At 37.6% G+C, this 20,053-nt stretch carries 20 protein-coding genes and 1 tRNA gene; 10 read left to right on the plus strand and 11 right to left on the minus strand.

Features of this window, described 5'->3' with window-relative positions:
- Positions 1-112: 112 nt before the first annotated feature.
- The gene (locus tag HQN86_RS08570) at positions 113-979 is read right to left on the minus strand and encodes a DUF4238 domain-containing protein (RefSeq protein WP_172660595.1); all 867 of its coding nucleotides are present in this window, start codon (positions 977-979) and stop codon (positions 113-115) included.
- A 289-nt stretch (positions 980-1,268) separates the two neighbouring features.
- Between HQN86_RS08570 and HQN86_RS08575 the strand changes: the two genes are divergently transcribed.
- Complete coding sequence (locus HQN86_RS08575; protein ID WP_172660596.1) at positions 1,269-1,469, plus strand: hypothetical protein; 201 nt, start codon at positions 1,269-1,271, stop codon at positions 1,467-1,469.
- 231 nt (positions 1,470-1,700) lie between these two features.
- Here the strand turns inward: HQN86_RS08575 and HQN86_RS08580 are convergent.
- The 4 genes from HQN86_RS08580 to HQN86_RS08595 all read right to left on the minus strand — a co-directional run bounded on the left by HQN86_RS08580 (position 1,701) and on the right by HQN86_RS08595 (position 5,844).
- Positions 1,701-1,784 (minus strand) — tRNA-Leu (locus tag HQN86_RS08580).
- Positions 1,785-1,804: 20 nt separating this feature from the next.
- On the minus strand, positions 1,805-2,569 hold the full coding sequence (locus HQN86_RS08585) for an MBL fold metallo-hydrolase (protein WP_172660597.1): 765 nt from the start codon (positions 2,567-2,569) through the stop codon (positions 1,805-1,807).
- A gap of 59 nt (positions 2,570-2,628) precedes the next feature.
- Positions 2,629-3,279, minus strand: coding sequence for a LolA family protein (locus tag HQN86_RS08590; protein WP_172660598.1), 651 nt, complete (start codon positions 3,277-3,279; stop codon positions 2,629-2,631).
- A 9-nt stretch (positions 3,280-3,288) separates the two neighbouring features.
- On the minus strand, positions 3,289-5,844 hold the full coding sequence (locus HQN86_RS08595) for an FtsK/SpoIIIE family DNA translocase (RefSeq protein ID WP_172660599.1): 2,556 nt from the start codon (positions 5,842-5,844) through the stop codon (positions 3,289-3,291).
- A 359-nt stretch (positions 5,845-6,203) separates the two neighbouring features.
- Between HQN86_RS08595 and HQN86_RS08600 the strand changes: the two genes are divergently transcribed.
- Positions 6,204-6,854, plus strand: a complete 651-nt coding sequence (locus HQN86_RS08600; RefSeq protein WP_172660600.1) for an ankyrin repeat domain-containing protein — start codon at positions 6,204-6,206, stop codon at positions 6,852-6,854.
- 21 nt (positions 6,855-6,875) lie between these two features.
- Here the strand turns inward: HQN86_RS08600 and HQN86_RS08605 are convergent, their stop codons facing one another.
- From HQN86_RS08605 to pyrF, 3 genes are all read right to left on the minus strand, one after another.
- On the minus strand, positions 6,876-7,097 hold the full coding sequence (locus tag HQN86_RS08605) for a PspC domain-containing protein (RefSeq protein ID WP_048904402.1): 222 nt from the start codon (positions 7,095-7,097) through the stop codon (positions 6,876-6,878).
- 176 nt (positions 7,098-7,273) lie between these two features.
- Entirely contained in the window at positions 7,274-8,170 is an 897-nt protein-coding gene (locus tag HQN86_RS08610; RefSeq protein ID WP_172660601.1) for a DMT family transporter, read from the minus strand.
- Positions 8,167-8,997, minus strand: a complete 831-nt coding sequence (gene pyrF / locus HQN86_RS08615; RefSeq protein ID WP_172660602.1) for an orotidine-5'-phosphate decarboxylase — start codon at positions 8,995-8,997, stop codon at positions 8,167-8,169. The genes HQN86_RS08610 and pyrF overlap by 4 nt, the downstream gene beginning before the upstream one ends.
- A gap of 272 nt (positions 8,998-9,269) precedes the next feature.
- On the opposite strand from pyrF, the gene rho reads away from it, so the two are divergent.
- Both rho and pssA read left to right on the plus strand, forming a co-directional pair.
- Positions 9,270-10,967 (plus strand): transcription termination factor Rho, encoded by a 1,698-nt coding sequence (gene rho, locus HQN86_RS08620; RefSeq protein ID WP_172660603.1) that lies wholly within the window; start codon positions 9,270-9,272, stop codon positions 10,965-10,967.
- Positions 10,968-10,970: 3 nt separating this feature from the next.
- Positions 10,971-11,657, plus strand: coding sequence for a CDP-diacylglycerol--serine O-phosphatidyltransferase (gene pssA, locus HQN86_RS08625; RefSeq protein WP_172660604.1), 687 nt, complete (start codon positions 10,971-10,973; stop codon positions 11,655-11,657).
- Here pssA and HQN86_RS08630 read toward each other — a convergent pair.
- Positions 11,654-12,031, minus strand: a complete 378-nt coding sequence (locus HQN86_RS08630; RefSeq protein WP_048904397.1) for a histidine phosphotransferase — start codon at positions 12,029-12,031, stop codon at positions 11,654-11,656. The genes pssA and HQN86_RS08630 overlap by 4 nt on opposite strands.
- Positions 12,032-12,047: 16 nt before the next feature.
- A complete protein-coding gene (gene folK / locus HQN86_RS08635) occupies positions 12,048-12,542 on the minus strand; it encodes a 2-amino-4-hydroxy-6-hydroxymethyldihydropteridine diphosphokinase (protein ID WP_172660605.1) in 495 nt (164 codons plus the stop codon).
- A gap of 58 nt (positions 12,543-12,600) precedes the next feature.
- Between folK and sppA the strand changes: the two genes are divergently transcribed.
- Positions 12,601-14,373, plus strand: a complete 1,773-nt coding sequence (gene sppA, locus HQN86_RS08640; protein WP_172660606.1) for a signal peptide peptidase SppA — start codon at positions 12,601-12,603, stop codon at positions 14,371-14,373.
- 135 nt (positions 14,374-14,508) lie between these two features.
- Here the strand turns inward: sppA and HQN86_RS08645 are convergent, their stop codons facing one another.
- Complete coding sequence (locus HQN86_RS08645) at positions 14,509-15,150, minus strand: hypothetical protein (protein WP_172660607.1); 642 nt, start codon at positions 15,148-15,150, stop codon at positions 14,509-14,511.
- A gap of 129 nt (positions 15,151-15,279) precedes the next feature.
- On the opposite strand from HQN86_RS08645, the gene HQN86_RS08650 reads away from it, so the two are divergent.
- The 5 genes from HQN86_RS08650 to HQN86_RS08670 are packed head-to-tail and all read left to right on the plus strand — an operon-like array spanning position 15,280 to position 20,046.
- Positions 15,280-16,965 carry a DNA polymerase/3'-5' exonuclease PolX gene (locus HQN86_RS08650; protein ID WP_172660608.1) on the plus strand — a complete coding sequence of 562 codons (1,686 nt, stop codon included), beginning with the start codon at positions 15,280-15,282 and terminating at the stop codon, positions 16,963-16,965.
- Between the two features lie 44 nt (positions 16,966-17,009).
- Positions 17,010-17,990 (plus strand): D-glycero-beta-D-manno-heptose-7-phosphate kinase, encoded by a 981-nt coding sequence (rfaE1, locus tag HQN86_RS08655; protein ID WP_172660609.1) that lies wholly within the window; start codon positions 17,010-17,012, stop codon positions 17,988-17,990.
- Between the two features lie 5 nt (positions 17,991-17,995).
- Complete coding sequence (gene gmhA, locus HQN86_RS08660; protein ID WP_172660610.1) at positions 17,996-18,550, plus strand: D-sedoheptulose 7-phosphate isomerase; 555 nt, start codon at positions 17,996-17,998, stop codon at positions 18,548-18,550.
- Positions 18,551-18,552: 2 nt separating this feature from the next.
- On the plus strand, positions 18,553-19,053 hold the full coding sequence (rfaE2, locus tag HQN86_RS08665; RefSeq protein ID WP_172660611.1) for a D-glycero-beta-D-manno-heptose 1-phosphate adenylyltransferase: 501 nt from the start codon (positions 18,553-18,555) through the stop codon (positions 19,051-19,053).
- A 12-nt stretch (positions 19,054-19,065) separates the two neighbouring features.
- Entirely contained in the window at positions 19,066-20,046 is a 981-nt protein-coding gene (locus HQN86_RS08670) for a glycosyltransferase family 9 protein (protein WP_246269520.1), read from the plus strand.
- Positions 20,047-20,053 lie beyond the last annotated feature (7 nt).

Below are 20,053 nucleotides of genomic sequence, written 5' to 3' on the forward strand. Positions count from 1 at the left end.
TCGGATCCACAAAAGATTTAAGGTTACATTTATGTAATAGGATTGATAACATGTCTACATCCCAAAACATACCAGGGCGAATCCACGCTATAAACCAATCCACCGATAAGAATTACTGTCTTAATTCCTCAAATACCGCTTTGCGGCAAAGTTCAATATCGAATACTTTTGAAGCAGAGACCATCTGCTCCAAAACCGCTCTAGAAGCACAACACACAAACTGCTTTGCCTGATGGATCATCAATACCTCACTCATCAAGGCGAATTTTGGACTTAATTGAGTTTTTGATATTTTTTTTTTGACACGTATAAGTTTATGTCGACCGGTCATTGGCATAACAAAGGAATTTTCAAAAAAATCTAGTGTTCTAAGGTCATCAAAGATCAAAGGATTATCCGATAATAGATTATTTGAATCTGATCTGAGAGAAAAACCCCAGTTTTCATGATCCTCGATAGAGTTGGACCTCAATAGCACCATTGAACCAATCGCAGGCCTGTACATACGCTGGAATGAAGGATCCATTCTCAACTTCTCCATTAATTCTGGTGGAGCAGCCTCTCCGGAAATTCTATTCTTAACCTTCAATTCCCGCAAGGGAAAACTTGTATCTTCCATATATCTTTTGAAAGTGGAATCCAACACCGGAAGCCGGAAAAAAAGATTACTAAGAAAAATTTGTAAATCAACCATCTGCTGCATCGAAAGTTGTGGGATACCTTTCTGTTCCTGAATAAATTTGACAATCACTTTTTCTCTGTTCTCAAACAGACCAAAAAGCTGTTCTGGAGTATCATCAGCCTGGCCATCCATTACAATTGTATTCCTGTCCTTCTCGAAGAAATGAGTACTTGGCGGAAAGCTTTTTGATTTGATCTGGTCTCGCTGCTTATCGTAGATATAAAACTCTCCTTGATCATTGGTAAACCCATTCAGGAAAAACTGGGGGATATAGTGGTGTTTGGAGGAAATCGCCATTAATATTGTTTTGCCTCAATATACAAATTAGAAGCTGTAAAATTAAAAAACAAAAAAAGCCTCCCTTTTACCAAGGGTATGGAGTTGCTACATTTGAACAGACAGTAAGTTAAGAGAATTCATAACTTAACAAAGATTATGTCACGAGAAAGAAAAGCGTATCCAAAGGAGATTAAGTAAATTCTATTACTTAAAAAAACTCATCCCCATCTCATTACTTAACACATACTAAACATTGAAACAATATAGAAGTTATACCTTAGAAATAAATATCATATTCTTATGATAAATGAAAACTATTAAGAGGAAAGCTAAAAGAATATCTGATCGTGGCAAAAAAGAATACAAATATGCCAATGAAAGCGAAAAACAACTATTGCAACTACTCGCGGAAATTATTGTAGAGATTTATTCGAGAGAAATAAACGAGAATGAAATTCAGAAAATAGAAAAATCCAAAGGTCGAAAAAAAGAATTTAAGGGTGGTTAAGCGTTTTACATTGAACACCTCTAAAAATCACCAAAAAGCGTAAAGCACTATGATTCAATAAAATAACTACATTAATTAGGATCAAAACACAAAATAACAAACAACTGTAAATCAATCGATTATAAATTAAATACAATAACTAATTCCAGTGTTCTAAGTTGAAAATGGCGAAAAAACTAAAACACAAAAGCCTAATAATCAGATTATTAGGCTTTTAAAAACTTATCTTTGTACCCGAGAGCAGATTCGAACTGCCACGCCGTTGCCAGCACCAGCCCCTCAAGCTGGCGCGTCTACCAATTTCGCCACCCGGGTATCTTACTGCAAATATATATTTATTCGCAATATAATATTAACCCATCATAGGCTAATTTAATATTATCTGGCAGTTCTTTTTCAACAACCTCATGAAGCCCCATATTATGGCTGATATGTGTAAAATAGGTTTCCTTTGCCCCTATCTTCCGGGCAAAGTCAATTGCTTCATCTAATGTAAAATGAGATATATGCTGCTCTTTTTGCAAAGCATTTACAACTAGTATTTTAGCGCCTTCAATTTTAGAAATAGTTTCTTCAGAAATAGTTTTTGCATCCGTGACATAAACAAAATCATTTATCCGGAATCCCAAAATAGGAAGCTTATAATGCATTATATCAAGAGGGATTATCGTTGTCTCACCAACAGAGAAAGCATCGTTAGCTATAGTATTTAAATCAATTTGTGGTAACCCCGGATAGTGTGCTTCAGCGAAAATGTAAGAAAATTCCTTTTTTAAAGCATGCTGAACACGTTCTGTTGCATATATCTCTATATTCTTTTTCAGCAGATAATTAAATGGTCTGATGTCGTCTAAGCCAGCAACATGATCTTTATGTTCGTGGGTAAACAAAATAGCATCCAGATCTTTAACATTTGCCCTAAGCATCTGGTATCTGAAATCCGGTCCACTATCAATAACAATGGTTCTATCCCCCGTTTCTATCAGAACTGATACCCTTAAACGCTTATCCTTATGATCGGCAGACCGGCAAACTATGCAATTACATGCGATAACAGGAATACCCTGCGAAGTACCTGTTCCTAAAATCGTGATCTTCAAAATAGAGGAGTTACTGTCATACCACCAAACTTAGAAAAAATTGTTAAAAAAATACAATCTTACCTCAAGTCTACCACCTCTACACCCGGATATTTCTTAGCATCAAAAGCAAATGTAGATTCGGGGACCTTAACATTAGGCACAAAAGATTTTATAGAATAAGCATACTTGCTTCCATTCTTATCAAAGATCAGCACATTGGAAATCTGCTTAGCTCCCTTATCAATACTTAATCGGATCTTGAAAAAAGACTTTTTAGTATCTATAGGCGATAGGTCGATCATTTGATAAACCTTGCCACCAACCTTACTATCTCCTGTATATAAGTACTTATACCCTTTTTCGTAAAGTGTAAAAATCTTTGCGGGGTTTATCACATCATCACTGTTGTCAACATTCGTAAGTTGTACTTCTTTATCGTCCTTCAAATAAGTCCACTGGCTTTTACCATCACTTATTAAATCCTGGCTAGTCATGGCAACCTTGTATTTATTGGCACTGGCCTTTGCATACAATGTGCCTTGCTGCGTTTCTTTAATTTTTGCTTGCTGATTATCTACAGTAAAAGTGAAATCGGCTTTAACAACATCGTATAAACGATATTTTTTACTTACCTCTGCCAATATGGCTTTTGCCTTGGCATCGGTTTGAGCGTAAGAGGACAAGGTAACTCCCAACACAAACATCAACAACACTATCTTCTTCATCATGTTCTTTAATTATTTATTAAGCTCATTCAAGAACTGTTCCAAAGCGTAATCATCAGGTATTAAAACTTCTCTTGCCTTACTTCCTTCAAATGGGCCAACCACTCCTGCAGCCTCTAGTTGGTCAATAATACGGCCTGCTCTATTATAACCAAGCTTTAATTTTCTTTGTATTAAAGATGTAGAACCTTGCTGATGCATAACAATTAATCTGGCGGCATCTTCGAACATAGAATCCCTATCGTTCGGATCAAAATCAAGCTTAGCTGACTCTGCTGCCTCATCGATATATTCTGGCAGCTGATAAGCTTCCGGATAACCACGCTGAACGCCAATAAATTCAGAGATCCTATCAACCTCCGGTGTATCAACAAATGCACACTGCAACCTGATCAGGTCATTTCCGGTAGACAATAGCATATCCCCCCTACCAATTAGCTGATCTGCACCACCGCTATCCAAAATAGTTCTTGAATCTATCTTAGACAATACCCTGAACGCCAAACGTGCCGGGAAGTTGGCTTTTATGGTACCTGTAATAATGTTTACTGAAGGACGCTGGGTTGCAAGTACAAGGTGAATACCAACCGCACGTGCAAGTTGCGCCAATCGGGCAATAGGCGTCTCTACCTCTTTACCAGCGGTCATCATCAAATCTGCAAACTCATCAACTATCAGCACTATATATGGCAAAAATCTGTGCGAGTTATTCGGATTTAATTTCCTTTTAATGAATTTCTCATTGTATTCCTTTAAATTCCTAACCTGCGCATCTTTTAACAGATCATAACGCTGATCCATTTCAATACAAAGAGAATTTAAGGTATTAATTACCTTTTTGGTATCTGTAATAATCGCATCAGCCTCACCAGGCAGCTTTGCCAAAAAGTGACGCTCAATTTTGTTAAACAAAGTCAACTCAACCTTTTTTGGGTCGACCAACACAAACTTAAGTTGCGAAGGGTGCTTTTTATAAAGTAACGACACCAAAATTGAGTTAATACCTACCGATTTACCCTGCCCGGTAGCCCCGGCAACAAGTAAGTGAGGCATTTTGGAAAGGTCAGCAATATAAACCTCATTAGAGATGGTTTTACCCAGTGCAATAGGTAAATCCATTGTAGTTTGCTGAAACTTCTCTGTAGCCAGAATACTTCTCATTGAAACCATCTCCGGGTGCATATTAGGCACCTCAATTCCAATTGTACCTTTACCAGGCATTGGTGCAATAATACGTATACCCAAAGCGGCTAAACTTAAAGCAATATCATCCTCCAGATTTTTGATCTTCGAAATACGGACACCAGGTGCCGGGATAATTTCATAAAGTGTAACCGTTGGTCCTATTGTAGCCTTAATCTTATCAATCTCTATGTTATAATGATTTAAGGTTTCAACAATCTTATTCTTATTGGCCTCCAACTCATCTGCGTTAACAGATATTTTATTGGAGCCATAGTTTTCCAACAGGTCCAGATGAGGATATTTATAACTAGCCAGATCTAGCGTAGGGTCATAATTACCAAATTGCTCAACAAGCTCTTCTGATTTCTTATCTTCTTCAGTTTTTTCAATAGTTAATTCTGGCTCTGCCTTGGGAACCTCCAGAATAGGAGATTTAGGTCGCTCATCAACTGATGGAGAAAGGACAATTGGCGGATGCATAACATTTACCGCCTGAGTAAATACTGGTGTTTTTTCCTCCTCAACGTCCCTTTCTTCAAATCTTGACGGAGTAACTACTATATTCTGCTCCTTTTTACGCTGATTACCTAGTTTATCATTAAGTGTAAACTCAACAGGCTCAGAGGGCATTTCGTTTTCCAGTTCAATATTATCAGGTGTTTCAGGAACAATTCCGCCATCCTGTTTACGCAGGGGTAGTTTAAAATCTATGTTATAGGCAATTATTAAAATCGTTAACCCTAAAAAAGCAATTAGCACCCCTACTCCTGCAGTCCCAATCTGGGCGGTCAGCAGTTTATTAGTCCAATAGCCAAACTCACCTTCTAAAAAATGAGGGGCATTGGAAAAGAAAGCGTGGCAAAACCCGAAAGTTAAAGAGATAAACAGCAAAAAGAAAAGGCTATAACCCAATGTTTTTTCAAGGGCGAATATTTTTACCTTAAACAGCAATCGGTATCCAATAACAAAGAATACAAATACAAAAAGAAAAGAGGCCACACCAAACCATTCGTAAATAAATTGATGAGATAGCAATGCGCCTATCTTGCCAAGCCAGTTCTGCACTACTGGAGGGATATTTACCTGCTGCAGTTCCTCGTAAGTTTTAAACAAATTACTCCAGCCACCATTAGCATCAATTACATAGCTGTGATCTTCTTGCCAGGTAAATAAGTATGAAGTAAAAGCTATAAGAAAGTATAGTGAAAGAATGACAAAAAACAAGCCTATGATCTTAATCGCCCGTCCATTCTGAAAATCCAGACGGGGCAATATTTCTGATCTCTCCCTGAATTTCTTTGTGCCTTGCGATCTGGAGCCCTGCTTATCAGCTTGATCATTTTTAAAAGAATTGGACTTAAATTGGTTTCCCCTTACCGACATTTTTCTTACGAATATTAATAATCAACAAACTTAAATAATATTATTGCCATCTATGCTAAGATATTACAAATACCGCTAAACATCGTCTAATTCAACAAATTTATTCAATGTAAAAACGTTTATTTCTTCAAAAACTTTTACAAAACATGTATCTTCTTAAAATAAATTCCTCGAGTATTTTAAACCTTCTCACTTAATTAAAGTCATAGATACAAAGCGTTTAAGTTTTGATTTTTTAGATATAGTTTTGTTTTAGGGTGATCCCGTTTAGTATTCCACTAGGCGGGATTCTTTTTTAGATAAAACATTTTTAGCTAAGTTTGTTAATTTTATTAAGCATTTTTAATTTAAATTTAACAATGGACATTGCTCATCTTGAAAGTTTAATCGAAGCCGATAAGAAACAAGAGATATCAGATCTTTTAACCAAACAGCCGCAGCTTGCCAGTCAAAAAACAAGCCACGGGATATCCCCTGCATTATTGGCATGCTATTACAGAAAACCTGGAATTGCCTTATTAATTGCAAGTTTTGTGGCAAACCTTACCATATTTGAAGCCTGCGCACTAGGCAAATATGAGCTTACTACCAAATTGGTTGCTCAAAACCCGGATTCAGTAAATTCTTTATCGGCTGATGGCTTTACGCCTTTGGGTTTAGCCACTTATTTTGCCAATGAGGAGATATGCAAATTCCTGATAGAAAGCGGAGCAGATGTAAATATCCCTGCAAACAATGGCTTTAATGTATATCCTATACACTCGTCAGTAGCTATTAAAAGTTATAACATCACCAAGATGCTGATCGATGCCGGGGCAATAATAAACGTAAAACAACAAGCGGGTTTCACACCTCTTCATGCAGCTGCCCAACAGGGAGACATTGAAATAATTATTCTATTGCTAGAGCATAATGCTGAAGTAAATAGCAGAATGGAAGGGGGCAAACTACCTGCTGACCTGGCTGAGGAAAAGGGTTTCTCTGAGATCGCAGAAATTCTGCGGGTTTAGCTTTTAAAAGTTCAAGGTCGTCTATACGTCCCAAATACGCAGGCGAATCCTTTTGATATAGTGTCTTACATCTAGAACAAGTGCCGCCAGAATATAAAACACAATAGGAAAACCTACCGCTAAAAAGGAAGAGTAAATAAAGAACAGCCGGATTTTACTAATCGACATATTTAAACGCTCTGCAAGGTAAGTACACACCCCGAAACTTTGCTTTTCAAAAAAGGTAACAATGCGCTGGAACATATTATTTTTTTAAAATTTTAATTCCTATACCACAATTTAAGCATTTTTTTTGAGTACAGTAATATTTATTTAGTTGTAACAACGCCTGAGACGTAAAAGCATTGTGTGCTTTTATCCCGGAATTAAAATATTTAGCATTTATTAGTATATCCTGCTATTATTATTATCCCGCTAAATTATATTTTTTGCTTTTTATAATTTGTGATGAATACACCCAGGATAATTAAGATTGTAGCAATAATAATGTCAAACGTAACAATTTCATCAAGGATTAACCAACCTAAAAACAATGCAATAACGGTATTGAAATAAGAAAGTACAGACACTTCGGTAGCAGTAACCTTCTTTAAAGCATAATGGTAACAGAAATACCCAACTACAGATCCAAAAATGGCCAGATAACCTACCGCCATTAAGCTCTTTAAACTCCAGGTCGCTATATGTGTATCTCCAGAGAAAACAAATGCAAGTCCGAGCTGAATTATAGCGGAGAATACAAATTGATAAAACAGATCAAGAAATATATTATCTGTTTTAAGGGTATATTTTTTAGTGTAAATAGTTCCTGAGGCCCAACCGGTAACCGCAAAACATAAAAACATAATCCCTGTTTTATAATTAGGGTCTAACAGATCACCTAAACCTGCCCTAAAAATAAAAGCTACTCCCAAAAAGCCAATAATTACACCTGCAAAGCCTTTTAAACTGGGTCTTTGTAAACCAAACAATACACTTCCCAGAAACACAACCAATGGGCTCAGCGCATTAATCAGCGATGTTAATCCGCTAGGTATGGTTTCTTCTGCTACAGTAGTCATTCCATTAGCAACAACAATCATTAAAACAGATACCAGCAACTGCCTTCTCAAATAAGGCCAGCTTTTCCATTTCAATTCATTTTTGCTCAGCAGTATCCCCATCAAAATTAAGGATGCAAATCCTTGTCTTATTGCGGCAACAAACCAGGCAGGGATGGTTTCCACTGCAACACGAATCCCAAGGTATGTTGTTCCCCAAACAACAGCAACACCTATTAAAGCAAATATTAGTTTAAAATCCGTTTTAGCGGTCATATCAATTTCGCAGATAACAATATCTGCTCCATCTCTTTTTGTACACTTATGGCTTCTTCCCTTGCTTTTTCAGCAAAGTCTTCGCCTTTGCTTGCATATATGATAGCCCTTGCAGAATTTACGAGTAGGCCACATTCTTTATTTAAGCCATAATTACAAACATCGGCAAGGCTGCCCCCCTGTGCACCAATACCCGGTACCAATAAGAAATTATCGGGAGCCAGTCTCCTTATATTTTCAAATTCAGAACCCCGTGTAGCACCTACAACATACATCAACTGCTCACTACCTGCCCACTGAGATGAAATTCGAATCACTTCTTCATACAATTTACCATCCGGCGTTTCATGCAACTGAAAGTCGCTATGACCTGCATTTGATGTTAAAGCCAAAAGGATTACCCACTTATCTTTATATTCCAGAAACGGACCAACAGAATCCTTTCCCATATAAGGAGCAACGGTTATAGCATCAAAACTCATCTCAGACTTGGCCTCATTAAAAAAGGCATCTGCATACATGGCCGAAGTGTTCCCGATATCTCCTCTTTTTGCGTCAGCAATTGTAAAAATATCATTAGGAATATATTGCCATGTTTTAATTAAAGTTTCCCAACCCCTTAATCCCATCGACTCATAAAAAGCAGTGTTAGGTTTGTAAGCTACACACAGATCTTTAGTTGCGTCAATTATCTGCTTATTAAATTCTAACACAGGGTTTTCGTATTTTAATAAGTGTTTTGGGATATTTTCCAAAACCGGATCAAGGCCAACACATAAAAAAGATTTCTTACTTTTGATTTGTTCAAATAACTGCTTCTTATTCATCAGAGGGTAAATTTTGTGTGCAAAGATGCCAAATTTAACAGTGATTTAATGCCTATTTAAAAACTTTTGAATGAAATTATTTTAAACAATTTTAAGTTTTTCTTGGAGATTAGTTTACAAATACATACAATTGCAACATAATTCTCTAAAAGTTTATCTGATCATTCCAGAAAATCCAATAAAATTTTGTCTTCTACTATCTTTTATAGCCGTATTTTCTGCTCTGTTCAATTGGTAAATTCTATTTTTAAAAATTTCTCTACACCCATATAATGTTTAATAAAACAGAATTAAATGAAAAACTCACAGCCGAATTGCGTGAGATTGCAAAAACTCAAGGTATACTAAATGCTGATGAGTTACGTAAGGCTGAACTGGTTGAAATTATTGCACAAATAACAGAACAAGAAACAGGCGCTCCTGTAGCTGAGGTGACTGAGGTAGCAGCACCAGCTAAAATCAGTAAAGCGAAAACTGTAAAAGATACTGGTACTGCTGAAAAACCAACCCGTAAAAGAATCCGGATTCCTGCAAAGGAAGAAGAAGGCCCAACAACTAAACCTTTCAATAGGGCATCGTTGTTTGATCCGCTTCCCGGCTCGGAACAAAGGTATGCTGAGGAAGCTGCTGAAGAATTATCCGTTCCGGATGCTGAGCCTCAGATTGAAGCTACTGAAGCTCCTTCAGAGGTCGCAGAAACAGCTCAACCCGCTCCTGTAGTGGCGCCTATCCAAAACGTTCCTTCAGGTGAAAACAAAAAAGGTAATAAACCTCAAAGAGACGAGAACAGACCTAAAGGGCCTAATACTGGCGGTCATCAAAAACAAAATGAGAATAGCTATTCAAATCTTGATTTTGATAATACCATCACCAACGAAGGTGTTCTGGAAATTATGCCTGATGGCTATGGCTTCCTTAGATCTGCTGATTACAATTATCTTTCATCTCCGGATGATATTTATGTATCTCAGTCGCAAATCAAACTATTTGGTTTAAAAACAGGTGATACGGTAAAAGGAAGCATCCGCCCTCCAAAAGAAGGCGAAAAGTATTTCCCCTTAGTAAGAGTAGAAACTATTAACGGACGCTTACCAGCTGATGTTAGGGACCGTGTTCCATTTGACTACCTTACTCCTTTGTTTCCTACTGAAAGGTTAAATCTTTTCACAGAAACCAACAACTACTCTACCAGGATCATTGACTTGTTTACCCCAATAGGTAAAGGGCAACGTGGTTTAATTGTAGCGCAGCCTAAAACAGGTAAAACCAATTTACTCAAAGAGGTAGCCAATGCAATTGCGAAAAATCACCCTGAGGTTTATTTGATCATATTACTGATAGATGAGCGGCCGGAAGAGGTTACTGATATGGCAAGAAGTGTAAGAGCTGAAGTTATTGCTTCAACTTTTGATGAGCCGGCAGAACGTCACGTTAAAATTGCCAACATCGTTTTAGAAAAAGCTAAACGTCTTGTAGAATGTGGTCATGATGTAGTAATCTTGCTAGACTCTATCACCAGGTTAGCCAGAGCTTATAACACAACTGCTCCTGCATCGGGTAAAATCCTTTCTGGTGGTGTTGATGCAAATGCATTACACAAACCGAAACGTTTCTTTGGTGCCGCACGTAACATAGAAAAAGGTGGCTCTTTAACCATCCTTGCAACTGCGTTAACAGATACCGGTTCTAAAATGGATGAGGTGATCTTCGAAGAATTTAAAGGTACCGGTAACATGGAGCTACAGTTAGATCGTAAACTATCTAACAAACGTATCTTCCCTGCTATCGATATTACTGCTTCGAGCACACGTAGAGATGACCTGTTACATGACAGAGACACTTTACAACGTGTATGGATCTTACGTAACCACCTGGCTGATATGAATGCTCAGGAAGCCATGGAATTTGTACAGGCACAAATAAAAGGCACAAAATCGAACGAAGAGTTTTTAATTTCGATGAATAGCTAATAAATGATAAAGAAGCATATCCCTAATGCAATTACCTGTGCAAATCTGTTCTCAGGCTGCATCGGAATAGTTTATGCTTTTAACGGAGCTCTGGAGACAGCAGCATATTTTGTGCTGCTGTCCGGAATCTTTGACTTCTTTGATGGCTTTGCAGCCAGATTATTAAACGTAAAATCAAACATCGGAAAAGATCTGGATTCTTTGGCCGACATGGTAAGCTTCGGTTTTCTGCCAGGAGTAGTAATGTACCAACTACTTTCGCAAAGCGACTATGCATCGCCTTACCTGCCTTATCTGGCCTTTATTATTACGGTATTCTCTGCATTAAGATTAGCCAAATTTAATAACGACACCAGGCAAACGGAAGATTTCATCGGTTTAAATACCCCAATGAATACTTTGTTTATAGTCTCCCTGCCGTTTATTCAAAAAGACTATCCCTCGGTTATCAATTCTACCTTACTGCTTATTGGATTAACGGCACTATTAAGCTGGCTACTGGTAAGTGAGATTAGAATCTTCTCTTTAAAATTCAGTTCAACGAGCTGGGCTCAGAATAAAATAAAGTATATCTTTCTGATCATATCAGCACTGCTACTGCCTTTTCTGAAATTTGCCGCTATTCCTTTTATACTGGTGTTGTATATAGGATTGTCAATTTTACATTTCAGACGTATTCCTGCAGCTTAAAGATCTTTTTCAAGATCCGCTTTTGCACGATCTAGTTGCTTATATAAGATTGGCACAAACTCAGCAATTTCAGCAAATGCCTGAGGCAATGCTTCTACATCAATAAGCTCGCGGGCATTATGTTCAATCATTTGCATGTGCAGTTTAGCATCTTCCCTTCCAATATAAGCAAAGGTAGGTTTCATTCTATGTGCACAGGTTGATACCAATGGCCAGTTTCTAGCGGCTACTGCACTTTCAAGCTCAGAAAGGTATACCGGCGTTTGAACTTTAAAAAGATCTATCATCTCTATGATAAACTCCGCATTATCTGCAGACATCTCTCTTAAGTAAGAAAGATCTAAAGGCTCATCATTTTTATTTACGTTAATCATTGGAACAAAAATATAATTAAATTTTAGATACAGATAAATTATCACGTAATCTTTCTAATACTTCGCGAACGGTTATTTTTAAACCCGGATGTATATAATCAGGAGCTATCTCAGCCAAAGGCTCTAAAACGAACTTTCTATATTGCATCTGAGGGTGAGGTATTTGTAATTCAGCTCCCATGTCTACCACAATGTCATCATAAAAAATGAGATCAATATCAATTAAACGAGAACCCCATTTTTCATGCCTAACCCTTCCAAGTTCAAGTTCAATTTCCAAAGCTTTATTTAGCACATCAATGGGTGTAAGTTTAGTTTTAACACCTAATGCGATATTTAAAAAAGAAGGCTGATCTTCATTTCCCCAGGCCTCAGTCTCGTAAACTGACGATCTTATAAACACCTCTCCTATTTCATTAGCAATTTGTTTAATGGCATCTTCAATCAACTGTTCCCTATCGCCAAGGTTGCTACCCAGTAACAAATAAACTTTTTTAGTATCAAATATCATATAAAGGCCTCAGGCTATTTTTTTACTTATATTTACAAAATAAATATTAAACCACCACATGAGAGAATTTTTCAAGTATGTTTTTGCAACCGTTGTTGGAGTTATCATTTCACTTGTCCTTTTTACCCTGTTATTTGTTGTAGTTATTGTTGGTGTTGTTTCATCTCTCGAGAGTGATAAAACTGTTAGTGTAAGCAGCAATTCGGTACTTTATTTAAATATGGATCAGGCAATTAAAGAGCGAACTCCGGATGATACTTTTTCAAATCTACCAATTGTAGGTGGAGATGGCGAGAAAAGTATAGGATTTAATGATATTCTTAAGTCTCTTAAAAAAGCAAAAACAGATGATGATATTAAATGCATTTATCTTAATGTAACTTCTCCAAATGCGGGCTTCGCAACATTACGCGAGGTAAGAAATGCTTTAATAGATTTCAAAACCAGTAAAAAGAAAATTATAGCTTATAGCGAGGTTTATACGCAGAGTGCTTATTATCTGGCCTCTGTGGCCGATAAAGTTTATCTGAATCCTGAAGGTGCACTTGAATTTAAAGGTTTAAGCTCTCAGGTCATGTTCTTTAAAGGAGCACTGGATAAATTAGGTATTGAGGCACAAATTATAAGAGTAGGCTCTTATAAGAGTGCAATTGAGCCATTTATTAACGATAAAATGAGCGATAAAAATCGTGAGCAGGTTACCGCTTATTTAACCGGAATGTACAATACATTTCTTGAAGGAATCGCTGAAAGCAGACACATCAGTACTCCGACCTTACATCAGATTGCAGACGATTATAAAATTCAGCAGCCAAAAGACGCACTTGCTTATAAGCTGATTGATGGTCTTAAATTTAAAGATGAAATTCTTGACGAGCTTAAATCTTTAAGCGGTAAAGACAAGAAAAGCAATATCAGCAGCATAACTATAAACGATTATGCCAAAAATATAAACGCCGATAAAAGTGAAAGCGGTAAAAACAAAGTAGCTGTAATTTATGCTGATGGAGATATTGTTGGTGGAGAAGGCTCTAATGCACAGATTGGTTCTGAGCGCCTTTCCAGAACCATCAGAAAGGCCAGATTAGATTCAAGCATCAAAGCTATTGTATTGAGGGTAAACTCACCAGGCGGCAGCGCACTTGCTTCTGATGTAATCTGGAGAGAAATTATTCTTACGAAAAAAGTTAAACCGGTAATTGCCTCATTTGGTGATGTGGCAGCATCCGGAGGTTACTATATTGCTTGTGCAGCGGATTCAATTTTTGTACAGCCAAACACAATAACTGGATCTATTGGCGTATTTGGTGTGATTCCTAATTTCCAGAAATTACTGAACTCCAAACTTGGAATTACATTTGATGGTGTTAAAACCGGAAAATATGCCGATATCATGAGTACTAACCGCCCTCTAACTGATGGCGAAAGGCTAATTATTCAAACTGATGTAAACAGAGTTTACGATACCTTTATTACTCATGTATCTGAAGGACGTAAAAAGTCTAAAGCATATATTGATAGCATTGGTGGTGGCCGTGTTTGGATAGGTACAGATGCGGTAAAAATAGGACTTGCAGATAGAACCGGAAGCTTTAATGATGCTATTGTTTCGGCAGCAAAAAAAGCAAAGGTAAAAGAGTACAGAGTAGTGGAATATCCTGAAATGATAAGCCCCCTAAAGTCATTTATGGAAAACAGTACCGATAAAGTAAAAACATATTATGCCAAGCAAGAACTTGGCGATAGCTATCCAATTTATCAGCAAATAAAATCAGCCATTTCAAAATCAGGCGTACAAACACGCATGCCATTTGAAATTAAAGTAAATTAAAAGATCTTAACTTTTATTCTTTAGAACGCATCGTCATACTTTAGAACGCACCGTCATCTCCTTTGGTTAATCAAAGGAGATGACGAAAGCCTCAAAACGACAGCCCTAAAATCAGCAGCGTCAAACAATCTTTCTTTATTGAACTTTATTCCAACCCGGATGTATTGTTAGATATGTACTATTTACCGATACTTTTTTAGGATGTACTGTAATGGCAGTAGTAAAAAAATGATCTCCTTTATTCCTTACATCAAAAGCTATCCCTTCATCCTCTGCATCATAAACAACTAAAGTATCTTTTTTAACAGTGCTCACATAAATCTCGGCCTTTTTTACATTCGGAAAAACTGCCTTTATCTCATCAAGAGATACTCCAATCCTTAAACCCTTATCAGTTCTGTAATTCGAAGCACTCACCACAATCTGCTTAACGTCTTTAGTAACCATCGTGCTATCCTTATAAGATGAATAAACCGACAGCATTCCTTTTTTGGTATCAGTTGAATCTCTGAGGTACCATATCCCCCACGCCTTTCCCATCGCGGCATCACCGTCATTTGGATTCCCTAAAATCTTAAAAACCTCTTGCATGTCTTGCCCTAAAAACACTTTATCAATCGACTTGCCCGGAACAATCATCAGATCTCCGGAATACTCTGGAAATGCACCGGCAGGAAGACGGGCCTCTTTGTCCTCCTCTGTCGTCTTTTTATTTGGTTCATTGCAGCCCAAAACCAGAGCCAGCAAAAAAACACTTAAAATATTGAATTGTCTCATAGCAACATAAGGTAAAAAAACCATGCCAATAATAGTTTAATCAAAAAACCGAGCGTTTTTATTTAATTTAGCAACGATGGAATTATCCTAAAAAATAGCTCCATTACTGTTAAGGTAAAAAATAACTCAATGGAAAACAAGACCATCGCCCGTACCCTCCGTCTCCTGTCTCAATTGATGGAACTACATAATGAAAATCCTTTTAAAATAAAATCAGTGGCTAATGCCGCTTTTAAAGTAGATAAACTGCCATTTGCCATTAAAGATAAAACGCTCGAAGAAATCGCACTCATAGATGGCCTTGGCAAAAGTATATCGGCAAAAGTATGGGAGTTACTGCAGACAGGCTCCATGGTTGAACTTCAGACCATCCTGACCGAAACACCCGAAGGAATTGTAGAAATGCTGGGCATTAAAGGTATTGGCCCTAAAAAAATATCAGTTATCTGGAAAGATCTCGCTATCGAAAACATTGGCGAACTTTATTACGCCTGCAATGAAAACAGACTTATTGAAGCAAAAGGCTTTGGTCTGAAAACACAGGAAGAGATCAAGAAAGTTATTGAATTTCAGATGGCAGCACATGGCAAATTCCTGTATGCCCAGGCAGAAGGTTTTGTTAACACACTATTTGGAGACCTTGCCATATGGCTTAGGGGCATCAGCGGAGAGCCGCTTTTAGGTGTTGCCGGAGCATACCGCCGCTGTCTGGAAATTATCGAAGAAATAGAACTCGTAATTGGTGCTGAGCGCATCGAAGAAGTAGTTACAAGAATATCAGAATTTGAGCCTTTACAATTTGAAGCGCAGGGCGATGATGCACTTATAGCACACAGTCCTACAGGTCTTAAAATCAAACTTTATGTGGTAGCCAAACACGATTTCTACCTCAATTGGTTTAAATTAACCGGCAATGAAAAACATGTTACCGATGTTTTAGCTTTAGCAGGCAATGGCCCCTTTAATGATGAGCAATCTATTTATCAAAAAGCCGGATTAGCATTTGTTGAACCGGAGCTTAGAGAGGGATTAAATGAAATAGAATTGGCAAAGGCAAACAAACTGCCTCAGTTAATTACCTACAATGACCTAAAAGGAAGTTTACATAACCACTCTACCTGGAGTGATGGCGTGCATACCCTGGAACAGATGGCGCTTTATTGTAAAGACAACCTGCAATTAGAATACCTGGGAATTTGCGATCATTCAAAATCCGCATTTTATGCCAATGGCCTAAACGAACAACGCGTTTACGCACAGCATCAGGAAATTGAAGCATTAAATGCTAAACTTGCTCCATTTAAAATATTTAAAGGAATAGAAAGCGACATCCTTTTTGATGGTTCATTGGATTACAGCGACGACATCCTTAAAACGTTTGATTTTGTAGTTGCATCTGTACACAGCATCCTGCGTATGGACGAAGAAAAAGCTACTTCAAGATTAATAAAAGCGATAGAAAACCCATATACTACCATACTAGGACACCCTACCGGTAGATTACTGCTTAGCAGAAAAGGTTACCCAATAGATTATGCCAAAGTAATTGATGCCTGTGCTGCAAATAATGTAGTTATAGAAATCAATGCCAACCCTTTGCGCTTAGATCTGGATTGGCGCTGGCATCGCTATGCGCTTGAAAAAGGCGTTATTTTATCTATAAATCCGGATGCCCACAGAACAGAAGGCTTCCATGATATGAAGTATGGCGTGTTAGTGGGCAGAAAAGGAGGCCTGGAGGCCAAACAATGCTTAAATAGTTATTCTGTAAATGAAATAGCAGATCATTTTAAAAACAGGTTCAACAATATTTAATCATTATAAAAGCCATTATGCTTACCTTTGACCTATAATAGAGCATGCTAAAAGAAAAACTACATAATGCACATCACAATAATCCCGCTCCGGATATATTAGTTATAGGCGATCTCATGTTAGATCACTACATCTTCGGGTCGGCCACCAGATTATCACCAGAAGCACCAGTACCAATCCTAAATGCACATAGAGAATCAAAAATTATTGGTGGTGCGGCAAACGTAGCCAGCAACTTGATTGATCTTGGGGCTAAAGTTCATCTTGCCGGAATTGTTGGTAATGATCTGTTTGCGGCCGACGTAATAGAGATATTAACAACAAAAGGCATAGATAATCGATTGATTTTAAAAGATGACAGCAGGGTAACTACCGTAAAAACCCGGGTTATTGCCGGAAATCATCAAATTGTTAGAATAGACAAAGAGGATATCCACAACATCTCTGCTGAACTGGAAGAATCTTTTTTTGCTTTCATTACCCCCTATATAGAAAAAGCAGATATTGTAGTCCTTTCAGATTACAATAAAGGATTACTTACTCCAACCCTATCCTTAAAAATCATTGGTTACTGCCAATCGCTTGGTAAAAAAACCCTTGTAGATCCAAAAGGAATGGATTATAGTAAATATGAAGGTGCTTTTCTTATTAAACCGAACAAGAAGGAACTGGCAGAAGCTGCCAAAGCAGAAAAAATCAATTCTGATGAGGATTTAATTAAAGCTGCTCACGTTATTCTGGACTCCACCAAGGCAACCTATCTGATTGTAACACTTTCAGAAGCAGGAATTGCTATTATTACTAAAGAAGATTATAAAATCATACCTGTTGCCGCTACCGAAGTTTACGATGTAACCGGCGCCGGAGATACCGTAATAGCCACTTTAGCGTATTGCCTATCACTAGACTTTAGTGTTGAAGAAGCGGCAACTATCTCTAATTACGCGGCATCAATTGTGATTAAACATATTGGCAGTGCAACTACCAGCATTGAAGAAATCATTGCATCTTTAAAAACCAATTAACATTCATGGTATTAGACGAATTAAATCATCATAAGGCAACCATTGAGAAAGTCATTTCGAACCTTGTACCTCAAATAGAGAGCAGCTGTAAACTAATTACAGATACCTTGCTTTCGGGTGCTAAAGTACTGTTGGCCGGAAATGGGGGAAGCGCTGCCGATGCACAGCATATTGCCGCAGAACTTACCGGTAGGTTTGTTAAAGAGCGCAAGGCACTACCTGCAATTGCACTTACGGTTGATACTTCGGCACTAACCGCAATAAGCAATGATTATGGTTACCATAGCGTATTCGAGCGTCAGTTGCACGCGCTAGCCAATCCTTCAGATCTATTTATTGCGATATCTACAAGCGGCAACAGCGCAAACATTATAAACGCCTTAAAAGCAGCAAAAGAAATTGGTTGTAAAACACTAGGTCTCTCTGGCAGAGACGGTGGCCAGATGAATGAACTTTGCGATATAAATATTGTAATCCCTGAAGACAATACTGCCAGAATACAGGAAATGCACATCCTGATTGGGCACATTCTTTGCACCGCAGTAGATCAATCATATTAATTATGGCAAAAGATTCAAAACAGACTCTTGTACAAAAAATAGTATCCAGAGATACGCTAATTGATAAGGCCCGTAAGTGGAAGGCTGAAGGTAAAAAGATCGTATTTACAAATGGCTGTTTTGACATCATACACCCTGGCCATATCGCCTACCTTGGCGAAGCTGCAGATCTGGGAGACATACTTGTTGTTGGTTTAAATACCGACAATTCTGTATGCCAACTTAAAGGCGAGAACAGGCCAATAAATAATGAGTTTAGTCGCACACAACTTATTGCATCTATGTTTTTTGTTGATGCTGTTGTCCTTTTTAGTGAAGATACTCCCCTTGATTTAATCAACGCAGTTCAACCTGATGTATTGGTTAAAGGTGGAGATTACAACCTCGATAATATTGTGGGCGCAAAAGAAACAATTGCCAATGGAGGTGAGGTTAAAGTACTTAACTTCTTGCCGGGTTATTCATCAACAAGTATTATAGAAAAAATAAAAGGTTCACAATAAGAAATTATTGATTTGAAAACACCTAAAAAGATTATTGTAATAAGGTTTAGTTCCATGGGGGATATCATTTACACAACCCCGGTAGTGAGATGCCTCAAAGAACAATTACCTGATTGCGAAATACATTTCCTTACCAAACCCGCATTCAAATACATTTACCAGAATAACCCCTATTTAACTAAACTTCATACGCTTAAACCAAGGTTATCTGATACCATTAAGGATATTAAAGCTGAGAATTTTGACCTGATTATAGACCTGCACAATAACCTGCGTACTTCTATTATCAAATTCAAAACCGGACTACCCTCTTCTACTTATAAAAAAGATAGAATAAGTAAATGGCTGGCATTAAAATTCAAATGGAATAAACTCATTTCTGGAAAACATCTGGTAGACAGATATCTTGAAACCGTGAAGTTTCTTGGTGTAAAAAATGATGACAAGCCTATTGATTATTATATCTCTAAAGAATATCATTTATCAGAATTTTTACCTCCATCTCATCAGCAAAAGTTCGTTGCCTTTGTTATTGGAGCCACTCATTTTACCAAAAGGCTGCCTAATGATAAGATCATAGAAATATGTAATAAAATAGATCTTCCTGTTGTTTTATTGGGGGGGAATGATGTAAAAGAGAATGCCGATATAATTAAGGAAGCTACTGGCGATAATGTATTCAGTACCTGTGGGATTACAAACCTGGATCAATCTGTTTTTCTGATCTCTAAAGCCCATAAGGTAATTGGATTTGATACCGGACTGACGCATATTTCAGAAGCTTTTGACAAGCCATTAGCGTCTGTATGGGGCGGCACCACACCTGATTTGCTAGGGGTACATCCTTATAAAATATCACAATCATTAATTGTTGGAGAAGACCTGGCGTGTAGACCGTGTTCAAAGTTTGGTTTAGAGAGATGTCCCTTAGGACATTTTAAATGTATGAAAAACATTCATACCGATAAGATTGTTAGTTTTATAAACTCATAAGAACGCT

The sequence above is a fragment of the Pedobacter panaciterrae genome (genome assembly GCF_013204795.1).
GTDB lineage: Bacteria > Bacteroidota > Bacteroidia > Sphingobacteriales > Sphingobacteriaceae > Pedobacter > Pedobacter panaciterrae.

Bases quoted from the DNA above. Each gene is read 5' to 3' on its own strand.
- HQN86_RS08570 (WP_172660595.1), bottom strand. From the start codon at position 979: ATGGCGATTTCCTCCAAACACCACTATATCCCCCAGTTTTTCCTGAAT.
- HQN86_RS08575 (WP_172660596.1), top strand. From the start codon at position 1,269: ATGAAAACTATTAAGAGGAAAGCTAAAAGAATATCTGATCGTGGCAAA.
- HQN86_RS08590 (WP_172660598.1), bottom strand. From the start codon at position 3,279: ATGATGAAGAAGATAGTGTTGTTGATGTTTGTGTTGGGAGTTACCTTG.
- HQN86_RS08595 (WP_172660599.1), bottom strand. From the start codon at position 5,844: ATGTCGGTAAGGGGAAACCAATTTAAGTCCAATTCTTTTAAAAATGAT.
- HQN86_RS08600 (WP_172660600.1), top strand. From the start codon at position 6,204: ATGGACATTGCTCATCTTGAAAGTTTAATCGAAGCCGATAAGAAACAA.
- HQN86_RS08605 (WP_048904402.1), bottom strand. From the start codon at position 7,097: ATGTTCCAGCGCATTGTTACCTTTTTTGAAAAGCAAAGTTTCGGGGTG.
- HQN86_RS08610 (WP_172660601.1), bottom strand. From the start codon at position 8,170: ATGACCGCTAAAACGGATTTTAAACTAATATTTGCTTTAATAGGTGTT.
- pyrF (WP_172660602.1), bottom strand. From the start codon at position 8,997: ATGAATAAGAAGCAGTTATTTGAACAAATCAAAAGTAAGAAATCTTTT.
- rho (WP_172660603.1), top strand. From the start codon at position 9,270: ATGTTTAATAAAACAGAATTAAATGAAAAACTCACAGCCGAATTGCGT.
- pssA (WP_172660604.1), top strand. From the start codon at position 10,971: ATGATAAAGAAGCATATCCCTAATGCAATTACCTGTGCAAATCTGTTC.
- HQN86_RS08630 (WP_048904397.1), bottom strand. From the start codon at position 12,031: ATGATTAACGTAAATAAAAATGATGAGCCTTTAGATCTTTCTTACTTA.
- folK (WP_172660605.1), bottom strand. From the start codon at position 12,542: ATGATATTTGATACTAAAAAAGTTTATTTGTTACTGGGTAGCAACCTT.
- sppA (WP_172660606.1), top strand. From the start codon at position 12,601: ATGAGAGAATTTTTCAAGTATGTTTTTGCAACCGTTGTTGGAGTTATC.
- HQN86_RS08645 (WP_172660607.1), bottom strand. From the start codon at position 15,150: ATGAGACAATTCAATATTTTAAGTGTTTTTTTGCTGGCTCTGGTTTTG.
- HQN86_RS08650 (WP_172660608.1), top strand. From the start codon at position 15,280: ATGGAAAACAAGACCATCGCCCGTACCCTCCGTCTCCTGTCTCAATTG.
- rfaE1 (WP_172660609.1), top strand. From the start codon at position 17,010: ATGCTAAAAGAAAAACTACATAATGCACATCACAATAATCCCGCTCCG.
- gmhA (WP_172660610.1), top strand. From the start codon at position 17,996: ATGGTATTAGACGAATTAAATCATCATAAGGCAACCATTGAGAAAGTC.
- rfaE2 (WP_172660611.1), top strand. From the start codon at position 18,553: ATGGCAAAAGATTCAAAACAGACTCTTGTACAAAAAATAGTATCCAGA.